Annotated in this window: 20 protein-coding genes; 13 read left to right on the top strand and 7 right to left on the bottom strand. The window is 62.8% G+C overall.

All coding sequences use genetic code 11. From position 1 onward, the window contains the following. Both ABGT73_RS08800 and ABGT73_RS08795 read right to left on the bottom strand, forming a co-directional pair. Positions 1-888: an ABC transporter ATP-binding protein gene (locus ABGT73_RS08800; RefSeq protein WP_346669401.1), complete on the bottom strand. Its 888-nt coding sequence runs from the start codon at positions 886-888 to the stop codon at positions 1-3. 2 nt (positions 889-890) lie between these two features. After that, a complete protein-coding gene (locus ABGT73_RS08795) occupies positions 891-1,265 on the bottom strand; it encodes a GntR family transcriptional regulator (protein WP_147644688.1) in 375 nt (124 codons plus the stop codon). Positions 1,266-1,427: 162 nt separating this feature from the next. Between ABGT73_RS08795 and pulA the strand changes: the two genes are divergently transcribed. Beyond that, a complete protein-coding gene (gene pulA, locus ABGT73_RS08790; RefSeq protein WP_346669400.1) occupies positions 1,428-3,356 on the top strand; it encodes a type I pullulanase in 1,929 nt (642 codons plus the stop codon). A 49-nt stretch (positions 3,357-3,405) separates the two neighbouring features. On the opposite strand, the gene ABGT73_RS08785 is transcribed toward pulA, so the two are convergent. Next, entirely contained in the window at positions 3,406-4,410 is a 1,005-nt protein-coding gene (locus tag ABGT73_RS08785; protein WP_346669399.1) for an acyltransferase family protein, read from the bottom strand. 18 nt (positions 4,411-4,428) lie between these two features. Then, the gene (locus ABGT73_RS08780) at positions 4,429-5,274 is read right to left on the bottom strand and encodes a YihY/virulence factor BrkB family protein (protein WP_346669398.1); all 846 of its coding nucleotides are present in this window, start codon (positions 5,272-5,274) and stop codon (positions 4,429-4,431) included. A gap of 186 nt (positions 5,275-5,460) precedes the next feature. Here ABGT73_RS08780 and ABGT73_RS08775 point away from each other — a divergent pair, with 186 nt between their 5' ends. The 6 genes from ABGT73_RS08775 to ABGT73_RS08750 all read left to right on the top strand — a co-directional run bounded on the left by ABGT73_RS08775 (position 5,461) and on the right by ABGT73_RS08750 (position 12,437). Beyond that, positions 5,461-5,988: a DUF6198 family protein gene (locus ABGT73_RS08775; protein ID WP_346669397.1), complete on the top strand. Its 528-nt coding sequence runs from the start codon at positions 5,461-5,463 to the stop codon at positions 5,986-5,988. Beyond that, positions 5,874-6,158, top strand: coding sequence for a DUF6198 family protein (locus ABGT73_RS08770; protein ID WP_346670321.1), 285 nt, complete (start codon positions 5,874-5,876; stop codon positions 6,156-6,158). Before ABGT73_RS08775 ends, ABGT73_RS08770 begins: the two co-directional genes overlap by 115 nt. A 154-nt stretch (positions 6,159-6,312) precedes the next feature. Next, positions 6,313-7,521, top strand: a complete 1,209-nt coding sequence (locus tag ABGT73_RS08765; protein ID WP_346669396.1) for a phosphoglycerate kinase — start codon at positions 6,313-6,315, stop codon at positions 7,519-7,521. An 84-nt stretch (positions 7,522-7,605) separates the two neighbouring features. Further along, the gene (tpiA, locus tag ABGT73_RS08760) at positions 7,606-8,376 is read left to right on the top strand and encodes a triose-phosphate isomerase (RefSeq protein WP_346669395.1); all 771 of its coding nucleotides are present in this window, start codon (positions 7,606-7,608) and stop codon (positions 8,374-8,376) included. 103 nt (positions 8,377-8,479) lie between these two features. Continuing rightward, on the top strand, positions 8,480-10,006 hold the full coding sequence (gene gpmI, locus ABGT73_RS08755) for a 2,3-bisphosphoglycerate-independent phosphoglycerate mutase (protein ID WP_346669394.1): 1,527 nt from the start codon (positions 8,480-8,482) through the stop codon (positions 10,004-10,006). Positions 10,007-10,145: 139 nt separating this feature from the next. Continuing rightward, positions 10,146-12,437: a hypothetical protein gene (locus ABGT73_RS08750; protein ID WP_346669393.1), complete on the top strand. Its 2,292-nt coding sequence runs from the start codon at positions 10,146-10,148 to the stop codon at positions 12,435-12,437. A 48-nt stretch (positions 12,438-12,485) separates the two neighbouring features. On the opposite strand, the gene ABGT73_RS08745 is transcribed toward ABGT73_RS08750, so the two are convergent. From ABGT73_RS08745 to acpP, 3 genes are read right to left on the bottom strand one after another with little or no spacing between them, the layout of a single operon-like run. Further along, entirely contained in the window at positions 12,486-13,580 is a 1,095-nt protein-coding gene (locus ABGT73_RS08745) for a hypothetical protein (RefSeq protein ID WP_346669392.1), read from the bottom strand. A gap of 57 nt (positions 13,581-13,637) precedes the next feature. Further along, positions 13,638-15,077, bottom strand: coding sequence for a proline--tRNA ligase (gene proS, locus ABGT73_RS08740; RefSeq protein WP_346669391.1), 1,440 nt, complete (start codon positions 15,075-15,077; stop codon positions 13,638-13,640). 32 nt (positions 15,078-15,109) lie between these two features. Continuing rightward, positions 15,110-15,346, bottom strand: coding sequence for an acyl carrier protein (acpP, locus tag ABGT73_RS08735; protein WP_346669390.1), 237 nt, complete (start codon positions 15,344-15,346; stop codon positions 15,110-15,112). Positions 15,347-15,495: 149 nt separating this feature from the next. Here acpP and dapF point away from each other — a divergent pair, with 149 nt between their 5' ends. The 6 genes from dapF (at position 15,496) to ABGT73_RS08705 (ending at position 21,146) form a co-directional block, all read left to right on the top strand. Beyond that, positions 15,496-16,344: a diaminopimelate epimerase gene (gene dapF / locus ABGT73_RS08730; protein WP_346669389.1), complete on the top strand. Its 849-nt coding sequence runs from the start codon at positions 15,496-15,498 to the stop codon at positions 16,342-16,344. Positions 16,345-16,419: 75 nt separating this feature from the next. Continuing rightward, positions 16,420-18,120, top strand: a complete 1,701-nt coding sequence (locus tag ABGT73_RS08725; RefSeq protein WP_346669388.1) for a hypothetical protein — start codon at positions 16,420-16,422, stop codon at positions 18,118-18,120. 69 nt (positions 18,121-18,189) lie between these two features. Beyond that, positions 18,190-19,377, top strand: coding sequence for an LL-diaminopimelate aminotransferase (locus tag ABGT73_RS08720; RefSeq protein WP_346669387.1), 1,188 nt, complete (start codon positions 18,190-18,192; stop codon positions 19,375-19,377). A 21-nt stretch (positions 19,378-19,398) separates the two neighbouring features. Next, positions 19,399-19,809 carry a pyridoxamine 5'-phosphate oxidase family protein gene (locus tag ABGT73_RS08715; RefSeq protein ID WP_346669386.1) on the top strand — a complete coding sequence of 137 codons (411 nt, stop codon included), beginning with the start codon at positions 19,399-19,401 and terminating at the stop codon, positions 19,807-19,809. A 123-nt stretch (positions 19,810-19,932) separates the two neighbouring features. Further along, positions 19,933-20,421 carry a sigma-70 family RNA polymerase sigma factor gene (locus ABGT73_RS08710; protein ID WP_346669385.1) on the top strand — a complete coding sequence of 163 codons (489 nt, stop codon included), beginning with the start codon at positions 19,933-19,935 and terminating at the stop codon, positions 20,419-20,421. Further along, positions 20,418-21,146: an anti-sigma factor gene (locus tag ABGT73_RS08705; protein WP_346669384.1), complete on the top strand. Its 729-nt coding sequence runs from the start codon at positions 20,418-20,420 to the stop codon at positions 21,144-21,146. The genes ABGT73_RS08710 and ABGT73_RS08705 overlap by 4 nt, the downstream gene beginning before the upstream one ends. The last annotated feature ends 20 nt before the right edge of the window (positions 21,147-21,166 follow it).

Raw genomic sequence — 21,166 nt, 5'->3', positions numbered from 1 at the left:
TTACATCCCCTCCCGTTCGTGGCCGCAGAGGGCCACAAAGACCTTCTGCAGCGACAGAGCGTCACAGTCCACATCCAGCCCGCGGCCGGCGATCTCCGGCGCCGGGGCCCGCACGGTGCAAAGGGTCTGGCGGCCCAGCGTCTCGGTGTGCAGCACCTCGTACCCTTCACAGGCGGCGGCCACCGCGTCGTCCCGGCCGGACACCGCGCAGAACTGGGCCAGCAGAGCATCGGTCTCGCAGTCCTCAATCAGCCGCCCCTCCTTCAGGATCAGCACCCGCTCAAACACCGTGGCGGCCTCCTCCAGGATGTGGGTGGAAATCACAAAAGTCCGCCCGGTGGCGGCGTAATCCTCCAGCAGCAGCCGGTAAAAATCTTCCCGGGCCACCATGTCCAGCCCGGCCACCGGCTCATCCATCATGGTGACGGGCGCCCGGCTGGCCAGCGCCACCACGATGGTCACCGCGCTCATCATACCCTTGGACAGGGCGCTGATCCGCTTTTTGGGGTCCAGCCCGAACTGCGCCATCAGCCTGTCGGCGTAGGCGGCATCCCAATGGGGGTAGAAGAGCCGCCCGGCTTTCAGGTACTCCCGCACCCGCAGGCTGTTCACACTGGACCCCAGCTTGCCGGAAAGTTCCCGGCTGAAACACAGGTCGCCCAGTGCATTTTCATTTTCCCACACCGGCTCGCCGCCGTAGGTCACGGTGCCCGTATCCACCGGCAGCTGGGCCGTCAGGGCGGCCAGCAGGGTGGTCTTGCCGGCTCCGTTGCGGCCGATCAGCCCGTAGATGTGCCCCGGCTCCAGCGTCAGCGTCACCCCGTCCAGCGCCCGGGTCTTGCCGTAGGTCTTGCACAGGCCCTGGGCCTGCAGTGTCTTGCCATCCATCCTTAGTCCTCCTGTTGGCAGGCTGCCGAAAGCATCGCCTGCAGTTCTTCGGCCGTCAGGCCCAGCTTGCGGGCTTCGGCGGCCAGGGGTTTGACATACTGTTCCATGAATTCCTCCCGCCGCTTGGCGCGGATGCGCTCCACCGCACCCTCGGCCACAAACATGCCGATGCCGCGGCGCTTGTAGAGGATGCCCTCCTCCACCAGCAGATTCAGACCCTTGGCACCGGTGGCGGGATTGATGCGCAGCGTCCGCGCCAGTTCGTTGGTGCTGGGCACCTGGGTCTCCTCGGGGTAGATGCCGCGCAGGATGCCGTCCTCCAGCATCTTGGCAATCTGCAGATAGATCAGGGTGTGATCGTTCAGTACCGGGGGCAAGGTATCACCGCCTTCCTTGGTTAAGTGGTTCATTACTTGTGTAACTAACTATAACACCTGGATGCCCTTCTGTCAAGGCCCGGGGCGGGACCTTGCAAACTTTTTCACGGGCTGGTACAATAAAATCATCTTTTTTGTGTTTTCTTGAAGGGGAGATCAACCATGAATTGGCAGCAAGCCTGCGAACTGCCTTATTATGGCGGTTCCGACCTGGGTGCCTGCTGGGCGCCCGAACAGACCGTCTTCAAGCTGTGGGCACCCACGGCCTCCGGGGTGACGCTGCAGCTTTTTGCCACCGGGACCGACGCGGAACCCGGTGCCGCCCCGGGACCGGTGGTTCCCATGGAGCCGGCAGGGGACGGAGTGTGGTCTGTCGCCGTGGCGGGGGACCTGCAGGGGCAGTACTATCTGTATGAGCTGCAGTTCCCCGACGGCCACAGAGCCTCGGTGGTGGACCCTTATGCCCGTGCCACGGGCGCCAACGGACAGCGCGCCATGGTGCTGGACCTGGACGCGGCAGCCCCGGAGGGCTGGCAGCAGGACCGGCGGCCGGACATTCCGGCCTATGCCCGGGCGGTGTGGGAAGTGCATGTGGCGGATTTTTCGGCGGATGAGCACAGCGGCGTGCCGGAAGCCTGGCGGGGCAAGTTCCTGGGCTTTGTGCCGGACAATACCACGCTGGACGGCGACGGCGTGCATCCCACCTGCCTGAATTACCTCAAGCGGCTGGGCATCAGCCATGTGCAGCTGCAGCCCATCTTTGACTATGCCACGGTGGACGAAACCAAACCCGGCGGCTACAACTGGGGCTATGACCCGCTGAACTACAACGTGCCGGAGGGATCCTTTTCCACCGATCCCTTCCACGGGGAGGTGCGGGTGAAGGAGTGCCGTGCCATGATCCAGGCGCTGCACAAGGCGGGCATCGGGGTAGTGATGGATGTGGTGTACAACCACACCTATTACACCGACAGCTGGCTGGAGCGCACGGTGCCGGGGTACTGGAACCGGCGGTGGGCCAACGGCAACATGACCAACGGCTCGGGCTGCGGCGACGACCTGGCCAGCGAGCGGCCGATGGTGCGCAAATATCTGGTGGATTCGGTGGTCTACTGGGCCAGTGCCTACCATGTGGACGGCTTCCGCTTCGACCTGATGGCGCTGGAGGACGTGGACACGATGAACGCCATCCGGGCGGCGCTGGACGCCCTGCCCGGCGGGGAGAACATCCTGATGTACGGAGAACCCTGGACAGGGGGCGGCACCAATGTGGAGGGCGGCGCCCGTCCCAGCAACAAGCGCGCCCTGGATGCCCTCAGCGACCGCATCGGATTTTTCTGTGACGATACCCGGGACGCGGTGAAGGGCAATGTGTTCGACTCCTGCAACGCGGGCTATGTGAACGGCGCGCCCCAGTGCGGCTACGATGTGCTGCACGCGGTGGGTGCCTGGCGCAACGGCGCCCGCGGTTTTGTGCCCAAACAGGCCATGCAGGTGGTGCAGTATGTGTCGGCCCACGACAACCTGACCCTTTGGGATAAGCTGGCGGCGGTGGGGCGCCGCACCGACTACGACGCCGAGGACGCCGAGCTGCTGGCCCAGAACCGGATGGCGGCGGGCATCTGCCTGACCTGCCAGGGCATGCCCTTTTTCCAGGCGGGGGAGGAATTCGGCCGCACCAAGTACGGCGACCACAACAGCTACAAAGGACCGCTGTCCACCAACCGGCTGGACTGGCGGCGGGCCCACCGGCCCGGCTTTGCGGCGCTGACCTCCTACTACCGCGGCCTGCTGGCCATCCGCCGTACCTATCTGCGGCTGGCGGGGGCCTGCGGGGAGCCGGAACCCTTCCTGCTGGCGCTGCCGGGCTGGATCATCGGCTTTGTGCCGGAAACCGAGGGCAACGACCCGGTGGGACGGCTGGCGGTCTTTTACAATCCCGAACGCACCCGGCAGTGGGTGCCGTTGCCCATGGGTACCTGGCGCCGCCTGTGCGACGGCAGCCATGCGGGCACAACCCCCTTCGGGCCGCTGTGCCGGGATGCCCTGGAACTGGAACCCCGCAGCGTGACCATCCTGTTGGCAGAATAACCAAACAAAAAAAGCGTGTTCCCCAAGGAACACGCTTTTTATGTTTGTATCAGCCCAGCCGCTTTAGCCACCGACTGAAGGGCGCGGTCATCGCGGTCAGCAGGGCGGCCAGCACAAAACTTAATACCAGGAACACCGGAAACCACACCGGCAAGGGCCAGCCTGTCCGCTGGGCCGCCGGCAGCAGTACCAGCGTCAGCAGCACATGGTGGACAAGATAGACCCCGTAGGACCAGCCGGCCGGACGGCGCAGCGCGGCCCAGAATCGCCGGGGTATGTACTGCCCCAGCCGGTAGACCACCCAGAACAGGGCGGCGGAGACCGCCAGCAGAACAGCCAGGCGGGGCACGGCGGGCACCCACAGCAGCGGCAGGGCCGCCAGCCCCCAGAAGGCCCGGGGCAGCGGCGTGAGGTTTTCCCGCAGCTGCGTGCCGAACCAGACGCCCAGGGCAAAGGCAGGCAGACGCCCCAGCACGGTGTGCCCGGCTTCCAGCGGGGCGGGGCAGAGAAACGGCCAGACCAGCTGCCACACCAGCAGCAGGGAACCCAGCAGCAAGCGGCGGCGCCGGGTCTCCATGCACCAGAGCAGCAGCGGGAACAGCAGGTACAGCAGAAGAATGACGCCCAGGAACCATTCACCGATCTTGTAAAAGGTGGGGGTCACCGGGGCCAGATAGCCGTCCAGGCCCAGCAGGGAAAAGACCACCCGCCAGCGGGAAATGTCCGGGTTGTTGCCGTGCAGCACATCCCCGTAGAGGAACAGCACGAGAAACCCCAGCCAGAAGGGGGGATACATGGCGGCGGCCCGTCCCACCAGGTAGGGGCGCCAGCGGAACCGTCCCTGCCACTGCAGGCAGAGCGCCGCCCCTGACAAAAGAAAAAACCAGGCAAGTCCCACCTCCACCCAGTCAGCCATGGCGCGGCCGATGAGGAAGGCGGGCACTGCAAAGCCCAGCCGGGCGGCTTCGATGCAGAAGTGGTAGCACAGCACCGGCAGCAGCGCTGCCAGGCGGATCACATCCAGGCCGGGATGGTAGCGGGCGGGAATCTTCACGATAGATATCCTTTCTGTTTATACAACCCTGCGGTGCAGCGCGGCGTTGATGGCGGCACCCAGAAAGAGCAGATTGATGATGATGTCCAGCCAGAGGATCATCAGGATGATGGCGGTCAGCGAGCCGTAGATATAGGACAGCTTCCAGAAATGCACAATATAGAAGGAGAAGATGCGGGAAAAGACCAGCCAGCCCACGGTGGCAAAGACGGTGCCCGGCACCTGGCTGCGGAAGGTCCGTTTGCCGCCCGGCACGAAGGTGTAGATCAGCAGGATCAGCACGAACAGCGCCGGGATGGCGATGAAATCGCTGAAGTTGATCCAGTGGCGGAACCATTCCAGAATCCACCGCCAGCGGGTGTTGGCGGAGAGCAGGGCGCTCAGCGGGCGGAAGATGGAACTCAGGCCCTGGAGCAGCAGGACCGCCAGCAGCAGCCCCTCGAAGACGATGGTGTAAAGGATGGCCAGCAGCCGGTCGTAGAGGGTGAACCGGGCGCCGGGGGTCAGCCGCTGCAGGCCCTTCTGCACGGCGAACATGCCGCTGGAAGCCGAGTACAGCGTGGTGATGGCGGCGAAGGAGGCTACAAAGGTGGTGGACTGGGCGCTGAGATTGTTCAGCACCTCCAGCACGGTGTCCTGGATCTCCGGCACCTGGGGCAGCACCTGGTAGAGCAGCTCGGCCAGATCGGTCACCGAGTAGTCCGGCAGATGGTTGATGAGCACCAGCACCCAGATCAGCAGCGGAAAGGACGCCGTGAGCAAAAACAGGGTGGCGCAGCCCGCAAAAATGGGCAGGTTCTGCCCCAAGAAAGGCCCCAGGACCGCCAGAAGGATCTCTTTGGCGCGCGCCATGGATGATCTCATGCAGGGCCTCCTTTCCGGCAGACGGTGTACGATCTGTTTTTTCACATTATAATATGCCCCGTCCTCGAAATCAACGCCGGAACTCCAAAAGAAGTCAGCGCCGGAAAATTCGCTCTTGTCAAATGGGGAAAAAAGCGCCTATAGTTTTACAGGAAAGTAAATTTTGGATAAAGGAAGCGTTTTTGTATGCACAGTGTTCAAGCCGTACCGCAGCGCGTGAATGCGGGACACGAGGGGCGCATCGTCCTGCGGGGTGAGCTGGCCCTGACGGTGGCGGTCATCATCAACAGCTTCGCCGTGGCACTCACGGTCTATGCGGGGCTGGGCATCTCGCCGGTGTCCAGCTTTCCCTATGCGGTTTCGCTGGTGTTTCCGTTCCTGACGCTGGGCACCTGGACCTATCTGTTCCAGGGGGCGCTGGTCATCACGCTGATGATTCTGCGCCGCCGCTTTGTGCCCACCTATCTGTTCAGCTTTGTGGCGGGCTTTTTCTTCGGCACGCTGCTGGATGTCTTCGGCGCCTGGCTGCCCCACCTGCCGCTGGGCCTGGGATGGCAGATTCTGTATTTTGCCGTCAGCGCCCCATTGTCGGGTTCGGCATTGCGCTGTCCAACCGCTGCAAGCTGCCCATCATCCCCACCGACCTCTTCCCGCGGGACCTGTCCGAGATCATCCGCAAATCCTACCCCAACGTCAAGACCACCTATGATCTGACCTGCGTGGCGGTGGCGGCCATCCTGACGGCCGGGGTCATGCACAATCTGCAGGGCATCGGCGTGGGCACCGTGGTGGGTGCTCTGACCTATGGCCGGATGGCCGGCTTTTTCGGCGACTGGATGGACCGGCATTTCACCTTTGTTTCGGTTCTTTCCCACGAAAAATAAGGCTCGGTATCTGCTTTTTTTGGAAGCGGGCGGTTAAAAATATATCAAAAACATCTTGCGCAAACCGGGGTTTGTGCGTATAATAGAGTCAGGCCATTGGGGCATCGTGCCCTGACAAAAACAATTGTAAAACATACCGAGAGGAGCTTTTACTATGGGTTTGGGTAAAAAGACCATTGATGATGAAAATTACGCCGGCAAGCGTGTGCTTGTCCGCTGCGACTTCAACGTCCCCATGAAGGACGGTGTCATCACCAACGACAACCGCATCAATGCGGCGCTGCCTACCATCAAGAAACTGATCAAGGACGGCGCCAAGGTCATCCTGTGCAGCCATCTGGGCAAGCCGAAGAACGGCCCCGAGGCCAAGTTCAGCCTGGCCCCCGTCGCTGTGCGCCTGAGCGAGAAGCTGGGCCAGCCCGTCCAGTTTGCCGATGACGACGAGGTTGTCGGTGCGCAGGCCAAGGCCGCTGTCGCCACCATGAACAACGGCGACGTGGTGCTGCTGCAGAACACCCGCTTCCGCAAGGAAGAAACCAAGAACATGCCTGAGTTCAGCAAGGAGCTGGCCAGCCTGGCCGACGCCTATGTGGACGATGCCTTTGGCTCCTGCCACCGTGCCCACTGCTCCACCGCCGGCGTGACCGAGTTCGTTCAGGACACCGCCGTTGGCTACCTGATGGAGAAGGAAATCAAGTACCTGGGCAATGCGGTCAACGATCCCGTCCGTCCCTTCACCGCCATCCTGGGCGGCGCCAAGGTCGCGGACAAGCTCAACGTCATCTCCAACCTGCTGGAAAAGGTGGATACCCTGATCATCGGCGGCGGTATGGCCTACACCTTCCTGAAGGCGGAAGGCTACGAGATCGGCAAGAGCCTGTGCGATGACAGCAAGATCGACTACTGCAAGGAAATGATGGCCAAGGCCAAGGAGAAGGGCGTCAAGCTGCTCCTGCCCGTGGACACCGCCTGCGTCACCGACTTCCCCGATCCCATCGATGCGGAAGTGGAGACCAAGATCGTTCCCGTCACGGCCATTCCCGCCGACATGGAAGGCTGCGACATCGGCCCCGAGACCATGAAGCTGTTTGCTGATGCCGTCAAGGCCAGCAAGACCGTTGTGTGGAACGGACCCATGGGCGTCTTCGAGAACCCCACCCTGGCTGCCGGCACGCTGGCCGTTGCCAAGGCCATGGCTGAGAGCGATGCCACCACCGTTATCGGCGGCGGCGACAGCGCGGCTGCTGTCCAGCAGATGGGCCTGGGCGACAAGATGACCCACATCTCCACCGGCGGCGGTGCCTCTCTCGAGTACCTCGAGGGCAAGGAACTGCCTGGCATTGCCGTTATCCAGAACGCGTAACAACCGCAGGGCGCGGCGGCACGGCCGCCGCGCCCTTTTTTGGGATTTTCCCCCTGAAGCAGAACAAAGCAAAGGAGTTTTATCATGGATAAGCAGAATCGTAAAGCCATCATTGCCGGCAACTGGAAGATGAACATGACCCCCACCGAGGCGGGCCATCTGATCGACGCGCTGATCCCTGCGGTGCAGGGCGCCGACTGCGAGGTCGTCATCTGCGTCCCCTTCACCGACCTGTGCGTGGCTGTTGCCAAGTGCAGCGGCACCAACATCCATGTGGGTGCCGAGAACGTCCACTTTGAGAAGTCCGGTGCCTTCACCGGTGAAATCTCCGCCGACATGCTCACCGACCTGGGCGTGGAGTACGTGGTGGTCGGCCACAGCGAGCGCCGTCAGTACTTCGCCGAGACCGACGAGACCGTCAACAAGCGCGCCCGTGCGGCCCTGGCCGGCGGCCTGAAGCCCATCATCTGCGTGGGCGAGAGCCTGGCCCAGCGTGAGCAGGGCGTCACCGAGGAACTGGTCCGCATGCAGGTCAAGATCGCCCTGAACGGTGTCACCGCCGAGGAGCTGAAGAACGTGGTCATCGCCTACGAGCCCATCTGGGCCATCGGTACCGGCAAGACCGCTACCGCCGACCAGGCGCAGGAAGTCTGCGCTGCCATCCGCAAGGTGGTGGGCGAGCTGTACGGCGAGGAGGCCGCCAAGGGCCTGACCGTCCAGTACGGCGGCAGCATGAACGCCAAAAACTGCGAAGAGCTGCTGAGCAAGCCCGACGTGGACGGCGGCCTGATCGGCGGCGCCTCCCTGAAGGCCGACCAGTTTGCCATCATCGTGGACGCGGCCAGCAAGGGCTGATTTTTCCCAGACCACAAGGAGAGTTCCGGTGACCCCAGCGGGGCACCGGGCCCTCTTTTGTCATTTTCAGAATATCAAGATTTTCTAAGGAGATCCTACTCTTATGAGCAAAAAGCCTGTACTTCTCTGCATCATGGACGGTTTCGGCTGGACGCCCGACCAGACCTTCGGCAACGCCGTGACCGCCGCCAAGAAACCCAACCTGGACAAGATCTTTGCCACCTATCCCATGACTACCATCCAGGCCTCCGGCATGGCCGTGGGCCTGCCCGACGGCCAGATGGGCAACTCTGAGGTGGGCCACACCAACATGGGCGCCGGCCGCATCGTCTACCAGCAGCTGACCCTCATCACCAAGTCCATCCAGGACGGCGAGATGTTCAAGAACCCCGTGCTTTACAACAACATGAAGAAGGCCATCGATGCCGGCAAGGCCATCCATCTTATGGGCCTGGTGGGCACCGGCGGCGTGCACAGCCATGCCGACCACTGGTTCGGCGTGCTGGACATGGCCAAGCACATGGGAGCCACCAAGGTCTACCTGCACTGCATCATGGACGGCCGTGACACCGACCCCCACAGCGGCAAGGGCTTCCTGGCCGATCTGCAGGCCAAGCTGGATGAGCTGGGCATCGGCCGGATCGCCACGGTGAGCGGCCGTTACTACGCCATGGACCGTGACAACAACTGGGACCGCGAGGAAAAGGCCTACGCTGCCTTCGTCTACGGCGAGGGCAACCATGCCGCCAACGCCCAGGAGGCCATCGACGCCAGCTATGCCGCCGATGTGACCGATGAGTTCGTCGTGCCGGTGGTCACCTGCGAGGGCGGCCGTGTGGAGAGCGGCGACACCGTCATCTTCATGAACTTCCGTCCCGACCGTGCCCGCCAGATGACCCGCATCTTCTGCGACGACGACTTCAAGGGCTTTGAGCGCCGCGGCGGCCGTCTGCATGTGAACTACGTCTGCATGGCTGAGTACGACGCCACCATGCCCAACTGCGAAGTGGCCTACCCGCCGGTGGAGCTGAAGAATGTGCTGGGTGAGTACCTGTCCAAGAACGGCAAGACCCAGCTGCGCATCGCCGAGACCGAGAAGTATGCCCATGTGACCTTCTTCTTCAACGGCGGCGTGGAGGCCCCCTACGAGGGCGAGGACCGCAAGGTTGTTCCCAGCCCGAAGGTTGCTACCTATGACCTGAAGCCCGAGATGAGCGCCTATGAGGTTGCCGACGAGTGCAAGGCCCGCATCGAGAGCGGCAAGTACGATGTCATCATTCTGAACTTCGCCAACTGCGACATGGTCGGCCACACCGGCGTCTTTGAGGCCGCCGTCAAGGCCGTGGAGGCCGTGGACAAGGCCGTGGGCGAAGTCGTGGATGCCGTGCTGGCCCAGGGCGGCGTGGTCTTCCTGACCGCCGACCACGGCAACGCCGAGAAGATGGAGAACCCCGACGGCAGCGCCTTCACCGCCCACACCACCAACGTGGTGCCCTTCGCGGTGATCGGTGCCGGCGATGTGAAGCTCCGTGAGGGCGGCTGCCTGGCGGATATCGCACCCACCATGCTGCCCTATATCGGTCTGCCCGTGCCGGAGGAAATGACCGGCAAGAGCATCATCGTGGACTGATTTCTGCTTGAACAAAAGACCGCTGCACAGACCGTGCAGCGGTCTTTTGTCGTAAAAAGTTGCGCCGTCGCTTGTGCATTTTCGCAAAATAGGGTATAGTGATAAAAATATTTGCCTAGCTTACAGGAGTTTGTGTTTTATGAAAACAATTCAACAACTGCTGCGTCGCCCGCCTGTGTGGATTCTGGGCCTGGTCCAGCTGCTGGTCCTGCTGGGGGCGGTCTGGTCGGCGGTCCAGCCGGCGGCGGTCTACACCTTCACGCCGGACCAGTGGGAGGAGACCGCGGAACACTCCGAGATCGGCTACGACGAGGAGGGCCGCCGCGGCGTCACCGAGATGACCGAGGGGGAAGCCATCCTGCAGACACCGGTGATGTCGCTGCCGGCAGGCCATTACCGCGTTACGCTGTCCTATGACTATGAACCCAGCTGCACCGAGGAAGGCATCGAACACCGGTCCAGCCTGTATTTCACCACCGACGAGAAGATGGCGGTCAGCGGGGAACAGGCCTGGGTGGATGTGCAGGCCCAGCAGGACACCGTGGTGCTCAACGTAAATTACGCCAGCGACACCATCCGTCTGGTGGCCAACAACGACGGCGGAATCTTTACCATCGGCACTGTGGAAATCAGGCAGGACATGGTCTACGCCTGGGCCTGTGTGCTGGGGTGGGCGGTACTGTTCGCGCTGGTGGACCTGTGCCTGCTGCTTCTGGTGCCGGGCAGTCCCCGGGCGCTGCAGGACGCCGACCTGCGGGGGTGCCTGTGGCTGCTGGCGGGGGTCACCTTGCTGAGCTGCGTTCCCATGCTGATGAACGGGGGCGGTTGTCAGGGGGCCGACTGGCGGTTCCATCTGTCCCGCATCGAGGGCATCGCCCAGGGGCTGCGGGACGGGCAGTTCCCGGTGCGCATCTATTCCCAGGCCAAGGATGGTTACGGGTACGCGCCCTCCCTGTTTTACGGAGAACTGTTTCTCTACTTTCCGGCGGTGCTGCGTCTGCTGGGCATGAGCGTACAGGGGGCCTACCGCACCTATGTGATGGCCGTTCAGGCGGCCACGGCGGGCATCTCCTTCTTCAGTTTCCGTCAGATGTTCCGCCACAACAAAACCGCCCTGCTGGGCAGCATCCTGTATATGCTGGCGCCCTATCACCTGTACAACCTCTACTGGCGCAGTGCCGTGGGCGAGTATACTGCCCTGGCCTTCCTGCCGCTGATTCCGGCAGCGCTCAGCCTGCTCTACGGCCACAACCTGCCCTCTGCCCGCGAAAAACGGGTGGCCGGTGCCCAGCTGGTCATTGCCTTTGGCGCACTGCTGCAGACCCACATGATTTCGCTGGAACTGGCCACGCTGGCCACCGCCATCTTCTGCCTGTACCATTTCCGCCGCACCTTCACCCGGCAGATCCTGACCGTGTGGGCGGCCGCAGCGGGGCTGACCGTGCTGCTGAATCTCTGGTTCCTCATGCCTTTTGTCACCGTCATGACGGGGGGCTACAGCAATATGTACGGCGGAAAGAGCTTCGCCGGCGGACTGGCGGTGCAGCAGAACGGCCTGTGGCTCTCCCAGCTGCTCAACTGGCGGGATGACCACAACAGCATCGGGGTAGTGCTAGTGGCCGGAGCCATTGCCTTTGTCTGGTGCTGGCTGACCCAGGGCGAAACCATGCCCCGCAAGGAGAAAAAAATCGGGCTGTGGGCGATGCTGCTGGGGGCGCTGGCCTGCTGGATGAGCACCAACACCTTCCCATGGGGATGGCTGGGTGCGCTGCCGGTGGTGGGAAAGTTCCTGCTGGCGGTCCAGTTCCCGTGGCGGTATTTTTCGCTGGCCACTCTGCTGCTGGTGCTGGTCAGCGTCTGCGCTGTGTCGGCACTGCGGCGGGGACAGTATGCCCGGCCGGTGGCGGTGCTGCTGCTCTCGGCCTCCCTGCTGGGGGTAGGCATCTTCTACCACAGCTACCTGCCCACGGTGGATACCACCTACCTGGGGGACAGTGCCCAGATGATCTATGCCGACCATAAAGTCAGCAATATGGCCTGGTATTACGACAGCCTGTATCTGCCGGACGGTGCGGTGGAAACCCGGGACGGCTTTGACTGCGGGACGGCGGTTACCACGGTGGAGATTGCCTCGGTGACCCAGGAAAAGGGTGTAACGGTGCTCAGCTGCAGTGAAGTGCAGGGGAAACAGGGCTATGCGGAACTGCCGCTGCTCTACTACCCCGGATATACGATTCTGAACACCGACGGGCAAGTTTTCCGAACCCCCAACGGCATGGTGGGCGTCACGGTGCCGGCGGGGTATTCCGGCGAGATCCAGGTGGCCTTCCGGGAGCCCAAGCGGTGGCTGGCTGCCGATCTTGTCAGCCTGGCCACCCTGCTGGCGCTGGCGGCGGGATTCGCGGTGCGCAAACGGAAAAAACGCGCATAAAAAAACAAGCTGTACGTTATGTACAGCTTGTTTTTTATTGGTAAATCTTCAGGCGCCGGACAGCGGCAGGAACCAGGCGACCGCCACATAGAGCAGATACAGCCCCAGGCAGAGGGCGCCCTGCCACCGGTACAGCCGGCGGCGAAGCAGCGGCGGCAACAGCAGCACCAGCGTCATGGCGGCGCAGGCGGGCAGATCGTAGTGGCGGAACTGGGAGCCGAAAGGCAGCCGTTCGCGGTACATCAGGCTGGAGATGGGCAGGGCCAGCGTCAGGTTCAATATGGCGCTGTTGATCAGCTGGATGGGCAGGGTGCGGGGCGGAAAATAGCGGCAGCGCACCGAAAAGCGCTTCCAGACCGAGCCGAAGGGATGATCCAGGGCATCGGCCAGCAGCGGCAGACAGAACCCGAAACTGATGAGGGTGGCCGCCCACAGGGCCTGGATAGTGCCGGTGAGACTGGCAAAGCTGGCCACGCTGTAGACAAGGGCCTGGGCACCGCCGGCCAGCAGCACCAGCCCGCCCAGGACGCCGGCCAGATTCTTGAGGGCGTTGGCCACGCTCATGACAGGGAAGGCCATGGTGTGGGCGGTGTAGCCGTAGATGGCGGTGGTGCTTTCCGGCTGGGGGAAGGCAGGCGCCCGGTCGGTGGTCACGATGATGCTGCGCTCCCCGTAGATGTAGTGGTGCTGGTAGACGATGCTGATGAGCACGAACACCACAAAGAGGAACATGAGCAGCCCGGTGCCGGTGTAGCTCAGGGTGCCGTCCCGCACAAAGAGGGCCAGTACGCCGCAGGCTGCCAGCAGCAGAAGGCACTTGCGGAAAAACTCGCTGCGGTCCACCGTGACGGTGTGCCGGGGGTTCAGCAGGCAGACGGCCAGCGCCAGCCCCAGGCTGGCCACCGCCCCGGCCAGGGCGGTGCCCACGGCCAGGCCGGTGATGGAAAGGCCCGCCGCCAGAAAGGCCAGCATCAGCTGGGGGAGCGCCAAGCAGAAGGGGGCCACGGTGCCGCCCACCACCCACATGGGCAGCCCGCACAGCGCACAGCACCAGGTGGTGCAGCGTCCAGCCAGACGGCTGCCCACGGCGGTGAGCAGCAGGCCCAGCCCGTAAACCAGCAATGTCAGAAGCAAAACTGCCATCATTCCGTTACCTGAAAAGGGCAGCGCCATGCGCTGCCCTGCTTTGTTTTGTATGGATCAGTACGCGATGCCCCAGACGACCATCTTGGTGGCGGGTTTGCCGCACACCGGGCAGACATCGCTCAGATGTTCCTGCTGGAAGGGCATGCAGCGGCTGGAGAGGCCGGCCTGTTCCTTCATGGCTTCCTCGCAGGCCAGATCGCCGCACCACATGGTCTTGATGAAGCCGGTGGACTTGGAAACCTTTTCCTTGATCTCCTCCATGGTGGTGGCGCTCATGGTGCGGGCCTCGCGGTTCTTCAGCGCGCGGTCGTACAGGTCCTTCGCCAGGGCGTCCAGCGCGGCGGGAATGGCGGTGGGCAGGTCCTCGAACTTGACGAACTGCTTCTCGCGGGTGTCGCGGCGCACCAGCACGCACTGACCCTGCTCGATGTCCCGGGGACCAACCTCCAGGCGCAGGGGAACACCCTTCATCTCCCACTGGGCGAACTTCCAGCCGGGCTGCTTGTCGCTGTCGTCCAGCTTCACGCGGGCATACTGGCCGATGGCGGCCGCCAGCTCGCGGCTCTTCTCCAGCACGCCGGGCTTGTGGGCGGCCACCGGCACGATGACCACCTGCACGGGGGCAATGGCCGGCGGCAGGATCAGGCCGTCGTCATCGCCGTGGGTCATGATGATGGCACCGATCAGACGGCTGGAAGCGCCCCAGCTGGTCTGGAAGGGGTACTGCAGCGTGTTGTCCCGGCCGGTGAAGGTCACATCGTAGGCGCGGCTGAACTTGTCGCCGAAGTAATGGCTGGTGCCGCTCTGCAGCGCCTTGCCGTCCTTCATCATGGCCTCGATGGTGTAGGTGGCCTCGGCGCCGGCAAACTTCTCCTTGTCGGTCTTGCGGCCCTTGATGACCGGGATGCACAGGTCATGCTCGCAGAAGTCCGCGTAGCAGTTCAGCTGTTGCTCGGTCTCGGCCTTGGCCTCCTCGGCGGTCTCGTGGATGGTGTGGCCTTCCTGCCACCAGAACTCCCGGGTGCGCAGGAAGGGGCGGGTGGATTTCTCCCACCGCACCACGCTGCACCACTGGTTGTACAGCATGGGCAGGTCACGGTAGCTGTGCAGCACATGGCTGAAGTGGTCACAGAACAGCGTCTCGCTGGTGGGACGCACCGCAAGGCGCTCCTCCAGGGGTTCGCTGCCGCCCATGGTGACCCAGGCAACCTCGGGGGCAAAGCCGTTGACCAGTTCGCCTTCCTTTTTCAGCAGGCTTTCCGGCATCAGCATCGGCATCGCCACGTTTTCATGGCCGGTGGCCTTGAAACGGGCATCCAGGTTCTTCTGGATGTTCTCCCAGATCGCATAGCCGTAGGGACGCAGCACCACAAAGCCCTTCACGCTGGAATATTCCACCAGCTCGGCCTTGGTGCAGATATCGGTGTACCACTGGGCAAAATCGACCTCCTGTGCGGTGATCGCTTCCACCATCTTTTTCTTATCGCTTGCCATGTCTTCTCCTTCACATCATACGGCGCAAAAAATTACAGCCGCTCCTCCAGATAATTGACCACATCGCCCACGGTGTGGAAGTTCTCGATGTCCTCATCGGGAATCTCCACGCCGAACTCGTCGGACAGGGTGGTGATCATGTCGATCACGTCCAGGCTGTCGGCGCCGAAATCGTTGACGATGTCACTTTCCGGGGTGATTTTTTCGGGATCAACTTCCAGCTGGTCGGCCAGGTAATCGCGGATACGCGCAAAAACTTCGGAATCCATAATTTAGCTCCTTCTGCAAACAAATATTCATTAATTATATAGCGTATCCGCCGGTGTATGTCAAGGGGTTTGGAGAAAAATGAGCGCCAGGCCGGACAGTGTTGAAACCCTCTTCCGCCGCATAGTCTGTTCGGGGGGAGTGTGATGGTATGCAGCTGAAATTTACCAAGATGCAGGGCGCCGGCAACGACTATATCTACCTGGACTGCCGCCAGAGCGGTGTGCCCGCCGAGGCAGGCCGGTGGGCGGCGGAACTGTCCCGGCGGCGCTTTTCGGTGGGAGCGGACGGGCTGATCTGCATTGCGCCGCCCCTGCTGGCGGACGCCGACGCCACCATGGTGATGTTCAACGCGGACGGCAGCGAGGGAGCCATGTGCGGCAACGGCATCCGCTGCGTGGCGGAATACCTGTACACCCACGGCGTCCAGAAGGAGCTCATCGAACTGGACACCCGGCGGGCGGGCCGCAAGACGCTCTACCGCGTGGGTCCCCATGTGTGGCGGGCGGGGATGGGCCGGTTCTCCGCCCGGGCGGCGGATCTGCCGGCTGTGGGACTGGGGGCGGGGCCCTTGCTGGACATTCCCCTGGCGGCAGCGGGGCGGAGCTGGAAGGTCAGCTGCATCAGTATGGGCAATCCCCACTGTGTGGTGTTCTGCCGCGAAGCCCCGCCCACGGGGGCGGTGCTGGCCCGATGGGGCGAAGCGCTGGCCTGTCACCCGGCCTTCCCGGAGGGGGTCAATGTGGAGTTCGTACAGGAGGCGGGACCGAGGACCCTGGCGGCCACCGTGTGGGAGCGGGGCAGCGGCGCCACGCTGGCCTGCGGCACGGGCGCCTGCGCGGCGGTGGTGGCCTGGACGCTGGCGGGCAACTGTCCCCGGGGCTGCGAGGTGTCGGTGCGGCTGCCCGGCGGCGCGCTGCAGGTCTGCGTGCTGGAGGATGATACCGTTTTGCTCAGCGGCCCGGCGCAGACCGCCTTTGAAGGGGTGGTCACGGTATGAGCGGTGCGGCTTTACACCGGTAGGCCGGACTGCTATAATGGGGATGTCTCTTATAAAGTAAGGAGGATATCCAACATGCTGCGAGAAAAACTCCGGGCGGCCCTGTTCGTCCCGGGTGAACGAAAAAGTGACCGCTTCTTCCGGTGGTTTCCCTGGATCTGGCTGGTGGCGGGCTACTGCATCACCATGCTGGTGCTCTGCCTGCATGGCCGCGCCTACATCGACAGTGACATGGCCAGCGAGATGATCCTGTCGGACATCCTGAACAAGGAGGGCGGCCTGCTGACCACCCAGTGGTGGTATTCCACCGAGCTGCAGGTCTTTTGTCTGCAGCCACTCTACCGCATCGGGCTTTTGCTCTTCCCCCACAGCTGGTTCGCCGCCCGCATGCTGGGGCAGGGGGCGTTCCTGCTCCTGCTGGTGCTGTCCTACCTCTACGCGGGCCACGGCCTGGGCCTGAAACAGTGCGGGGCCTGGGGCGCGGCGGCGCTGGTCTGCCCCTTTGGCGTGTGCTATCTGTGGTATGGACTGCTGGGCGGCTTCTATCTGCCCTACATGATCCTGCTGCTGCTGGCCTTCGGTGCCATTCTGCATCTGCTGCGCCCGGCGGGCCGGAAACGGCGGGTGGTGCAGTGGCTGTTGCTGCTGGCGGTGAGCGGCATCTTCGGCCTGAACGGCCTCAAGGGCCTGATGGGCTTTTATATTCCCATGCTTCTGACGGCGGCAGTGGCCCTGCTGCTGCAGTGGCATCAGCATCCCGAAGCCTGCCCCGTCCGGGAGAAAAAGCTGCTGCTGGTCACGGTGGCAGCCTCCGCAGTGGCGGTGGCCGGCTACGGCATCTACGAAAAGGTTCTGGTGCCCTCCCACCAGACGCTGAGCTATGACGGCCGACTCTGGAACACCTTCAGCATCCAGGCATTTGTGGAAAAGCTGGCCGATTTCCTCACACTGTTCGGCTATCCCATCGATTCCTCGGTGGGCGGGGAAGTGGAGCTGTTCTCCCTCATCGGCATCCTGTGTGCCGTGGGCCTGGTGACGGCGGGGGCCATCGTCTTCAGCCTGGTGCGGCTGCTGCAGCACTGGAAGGAACTGCAGCCCATCCAGCTGCTGGCACCGCTGCTGCTGGGTTTTGTCTGCCTGGAGCAGGGGGCGGTCTTTGCCTGGACGGGCAAACTGACCGATACCAACCCCTATCAGTGGCTGACCATCATCCCGCTGGTCTTCCCGGTGCTGCAGCTGGAAGGGGAGACCGAGCATTTCCGGGTGCCCCACGCCCGGCGGGCGGCGGCCATGGCCTTCTGCGTCTGCTTTGTGGCGGTGAGCATCGGTTCCGGCATGCGGTATTTTACCAGCGGCTACCGGGTCAATCCCCACCTGGCGGAGGTCTGTGACTGGCTGGTGGACAACGGCTACACCCAGGGGTATGCCAGCTTCTGGAACGGCAATGTGCTGACCGAATGGTCCGACGGACAGATCGAGGTGTGGGTCCCCTACAATTTCAACACGATGCAGCCCTATGAATGGCTGCAGAAGACCAGCCATGCCAACCCGCCGGAGGGACAGATCTTCCTGCTGACCACCATGGACGAACTGGGGTCGATGAACCTGTCCCAGCTGTACTGGTGGTCCACGGTGGTCTACGAGGACGGCGACGAGCAGGAAAACCGTGCCCACCGCTATGTGGTCATGGTGTATAAAAATTATGAGGATATGATGGCGGCCATTCACGGCGCCCAGTCCTGGGCAGCCACGCCGGAAGCCGCCGCGCAATCTTGACTTGCGCCCTGCCGGAAATTGTGGTACAGTAGACCTGACTGAATAAGTATACATAAGAGGGGGATTCTCATGCAACTCAATCCGCATTATGCCGAGCTGAACGAGAGCTATCTGTTCAGCACGATTGCCCATAAAGTTGCCGAATATCAGAAAGCACACCCGGAGGCCGATGTGATCCGGCTGGGCATCGGCGATGTGACGCTGCCGCTGGCCGCCCCGGTCATCGAGGCGCTGCACAAGGCGGTGGACGAGATGGCCCACAAGGAGACCTTCCGCGGCTACGGCCCCGAGCAGGGGTACGATTTCCTGCGGGAAGCCATCCGGAAGTACTACGCCGGCCGCGGTGTGGAACTGGAGCTGGGGGAGATCTTTGTCTCGGACGGCGCCAAGAGTGATCTGGGCAACCTGCTGGATCTCTTCGATGTGAACAACACCGTGCTGGTGCCCGACCCGGTCTACCCGGTTTATGTGGATGACAACGTGATGGCAGGCCGCACCATCCGGTACATGGCCGCCAACGCCGAGAACCACTTCCTGCCCATGCCCGACGAGACCACCCAGGCGGACATCGTCTACCTGTGCAGCCCCAACAACCCCACCGGCGCGGCCTACACCACGGCCCAGCTGGCCCAGTGGGTGAAGTGGGCGAAAGAGCATCACGCGGTGATCCTCTATGATGCCGCCTACGAGTGCTTTGTCAGCGAGGAAGGCTGCGCCCGCAGCATCTACGAGGTGGAAGGCGCCAAGGAAGTGGCGGTGGAAGTGTGCAGCTTCTCCAAGATCGCCGGCTTCACCGGCACCCGCTGCGGCTACACTGTGGTGCCCTTCGCCATCCAGTCCAACGGCCAGAGCCTGAACAAGATGTGGCTGCGCCGTCAGACCACCAAGTTCAACGGCGTGCCCTACATTGTGCAGCGCGGCGCCGAGGCGGTCTTCACCGAGGAAGGCATGAAGGAGATCCAGCACAACCTGGACTACTACCGTCAGAATGCGGCGGTCATTGCAGAGGCGCTGGACGAGGCCGGTGTCTGGTACTGCGGCGGCAAGAACAGCCCCTACATCTGGATGCGCTGCCCCGGCAACATGGGCAGCTGGGAATTCTTTGACTGGCTGCTGGACACCGCCCACATTGTGGGCACCCCCGGCGAGGGCTTCGGCCCCTGCGGGCAGGGCTATTTCCGGTTGACGGCCTTCGGCGATGCGGACCGCACGAAGGAAGCTGCCCAGCGGCTGAAGACCGCGCTGGCAAAACTGTAAATCCAAAGAGGAGGGATTGTCATGAAACCGAACGAAGAAATCATGAACTTTCTGAAGGAAAATCCCACATTCTACCTGGCCACCGTGGACGGGTATCTGCCCCGTGTGCGGCCGCTGGGCTTTGCCATGTGGTACAACGGCCATCTGTGCCTGGCCATCGGCAAGCACAAGGCAGCCTACAAGCAGCTGCTGGACAACACCAACCTGGAACTCTGCGCGGCCAACGACCGCGGCGAGTGGCTGCGGGTGCAGGGCACTGCCAACTTTGACAATACCCCCGAAGCCCAGGAGGCAGCCTTCAAGGTGGCGCCCCAGCTGGAGGACCTCTACAACGAGGAGACCGGCAACAAGCTGGGCATTGTCTATCTGGACCATCTGTCGGCCAAACTGTTCTCCATGTCGGGTGCGGTCAAGGATATCATGAGCTACTGAGTTACGGTACATCGGGCGGGACCCTGCGGGGCCCCGCTTTTTTTGTGAAAAAACCTGTAACGTTTGGACGGGTTCTGCGTCTTAAGAGTACAGCCGGCTGAAAACAGGAAAGGAGGGCCAAAGGTGGACAAAGACAGCTTTGAACAGGTGTATATGCAATACCACAAGGTGGTCTATGCCTATCTGCTGTCGCTCTGCCGCAGCGAGGAACTGGCCGCCGATCTAGCTCAGGAGACCTTTTACAAGGCGCTGCGCGGGATAGACCGGTTCCAGGGGGAAGCCGCACTGAACGTGTGGCTGTGCAGCATTGCCAAACATGCCCTGACAGATTATTACCGCCGCCACCGCAGGGAGGCCCCGGCCCCGGAACAGCTGCCCGATTCCCCGGACGGTGACCCGCTGCCGGGGGAAGCGCTGGAGCAGCGGCAGGCGGCGCTGGAAGTATACCGGGCACTGCATGCTTTGCCGGAACCCTACCGGGAGGTGTTCTGGCTCCGGGTATACGGGGAACTGAGCTTTGGAGAGATCGGGGCCCTGCACGGAAAGACAGAAACCTGGGCACGGGTGACCTACTACCGCGCCCGTACCAAACTGAAGGAGGCTTTGCCATGAAACTGCCCTGTTATCTGGTGCGCGACCTGCTGCCGCTGTATAAAGACGAACTCTGTGAACCCGAGACGGCCGCCGACCTGCGGGCACATCTGGACAGCTGCCCGGACTGCCGGGCGCTGTGGGAGAAGATGCAGACCGACGCCCCGCTGGAGCGGGAGGCGGTCCAGGCCCGGGAACGGGAACAGGCCGACGCGCTGCGGCGGGTCCGCAAGAACCAGCGGAAAAAGCGGATGCTGACCGTGCTGGCCTCGGTGGCGGCGACGCTGTGCGCGGTCACACTGGGCCTTGGAGCACTGTATGAATATGCCCGCACCACCTATCCCGATTATGGGGCGGAGGTGATTGAAGAGGTGCGCTATGAGGAGCAGGGTATACCGGGGAATTCACCGTTTGCCGGGGAGGGGCTGTATGCCACCCTGTCGGCCGAGGCGTCGGGGGCGCTGGTGTCCAGCAAAATGGTGGACACCGAGAACAGCACTGCGGTGGTCTTTACGGTAAGCGGCACCCTGTGGCAGCAGTGGCTGGACACCCTGGGGCGCAATGCGGAAACCCCGGCAAACACCCGGACGGCCATCTGTACGGCGGGGGGGTACGGTCAGGCAGAGATGGAATCCCTCTGCGCCGCCTATTATCTGCCCTACCACTCCTTCATGTCCTGGTTTTACCAGAACAATGCCCCTTTGCCGGAGGATGCCATCCTCCTCTGGCAGCGTGACGCTTCATAACACAAAACCGCCCCGCGCAG

Source organism: uncultured Subdoligranulum sp. (genome assembly GCF_963931595.1).
Taxonomy (GTDB): domain Bacteria; phylum Bacillota; class Clostridia; order Oscillospirales; family Ruminococcaceae; genus Gemmiger.
This window is presented reverse-complemented; position numbering and strand designations above follow the sequence as displayed.

What these genes read in the sequence shown, in the direction of transcription:
- ABGT73_RS08800 (WP_346669401.1), bottom strand. Translation starts at nt 888, where the DNA reads ATGGATGGCAAGACACTGCAGGCCCAGGGCCTGTGCAAGACCTACGGC.
- pulA (WP_346669400.1), top strand. Translation starts at nt 1,428, where the DNA reads ATGAATTGGCAGCAAGCCTGCGAACTGCCTTATTATGGCGGTTCCGAC.
- ABGT73_RS08780 (WP_346669398.1), bottom strand. Translation starts at nt 5,274, where the DNA reads ATGAGATCATCCATGGCGCGCGCCAAAGAGATCCTTCTGGCGGTCCTG.
- ABGT73_RS08775 (WP_346669397.1), top strand. Translation starts at nt 5,461, where the DNA reads ATGCACAGTGTTCAAGCCGTACCGCAGCGCGTGAATGCGGGACACGAG.
- ABGT73_RS08765 (WP_346669396.1), top strand. Translation starts at nt 6,313, where the DNA reads ATGGGTTTGGGTAAAAAGACCATTGATGATGAAAATTACGCCGGCAAG.
- tpiA (WP_346669395.1), top strand. Translation starts at nt 7,606, where the DNA reads ATGGATAAGCAGAATCGTAAAGCCATCATTGCCGGCAACTGGAAGATG.
- gpmI (WP_346669394.1), top strand. Translation starts at nt 8,480, where the DNA reads ATGAGCAAAAAGCCTGTACTTCTCTGCATCATGGACGGTTTCGGCTGG.
- ABGT73_RS08750 (WP_346669393.1), top strand. Translation starts at nt 10,146, where the DNA reads ATGAAAACAATTCAACAACTGCTGCGTCGCCCGCCTGTGTGGATTCTG.
- ABGT73_RS08745 (WP_346669392.1), bottom strand. Translation starts at nt 13,580, where the DNA reads ATGGCAGTTTTGCTTCTGACATTGCTGGTTTACGGGCTGGGCCTGCTG.
- proS (WP_346669391.1), bottom strand. Translation starts at nt 15,077, where the DNA reads ATGGCAAGCGATAAGAAAAAGATGGTGGAAGCGATCACCGCACAGGAG.
- acpP (WP_346669390.1), bottom strand. Translation starts at nt 15,346, where the DNA reads ATGGATTCCGAAGTTTTTGCGCGTATCCGCGATTACCTGGCCGACCAG.
- dapF (WP_346669389.1), top strand. Translation starts at nt 15,496, where the DNA reads ATGCAGCTGAAATTTACCAAGATGCAGGGCGCCGGCAACGACTATATC.
- ABGT73_RS08725 (WP_346669388.1), top strand. Translation starts at nt 16,420, where the DNA reads ATGCTGCGAGAAAAACTCCGGGCGGCCCTGTTCGTCCCGGGTGAACGA.
- ABGT73_RS08720 (WP_346669387.1), top strand. Translation starts at nt 18,190, where the DNA reads ATGCAACTCAATCCGCATTATGCCGAGCTGAACGAGAGCTATCTGTTC.
- ABGT73_RS08715 (WP_346669386.1), top strand. Translation starts at nt 19,399, where the DNA reads ATGAAACCGAACGAAGAAATCATGAACTTTCTGAAGGAAAATCCCACA.
- ABGT73_RS08705 (WP_346669384.1), top strand. Translation starts at nt 20,418, where the DNA reads ATGAAACTGCCCTGTTATCTGGTGCGCGACCTGCTGCCGCTGTATAAA.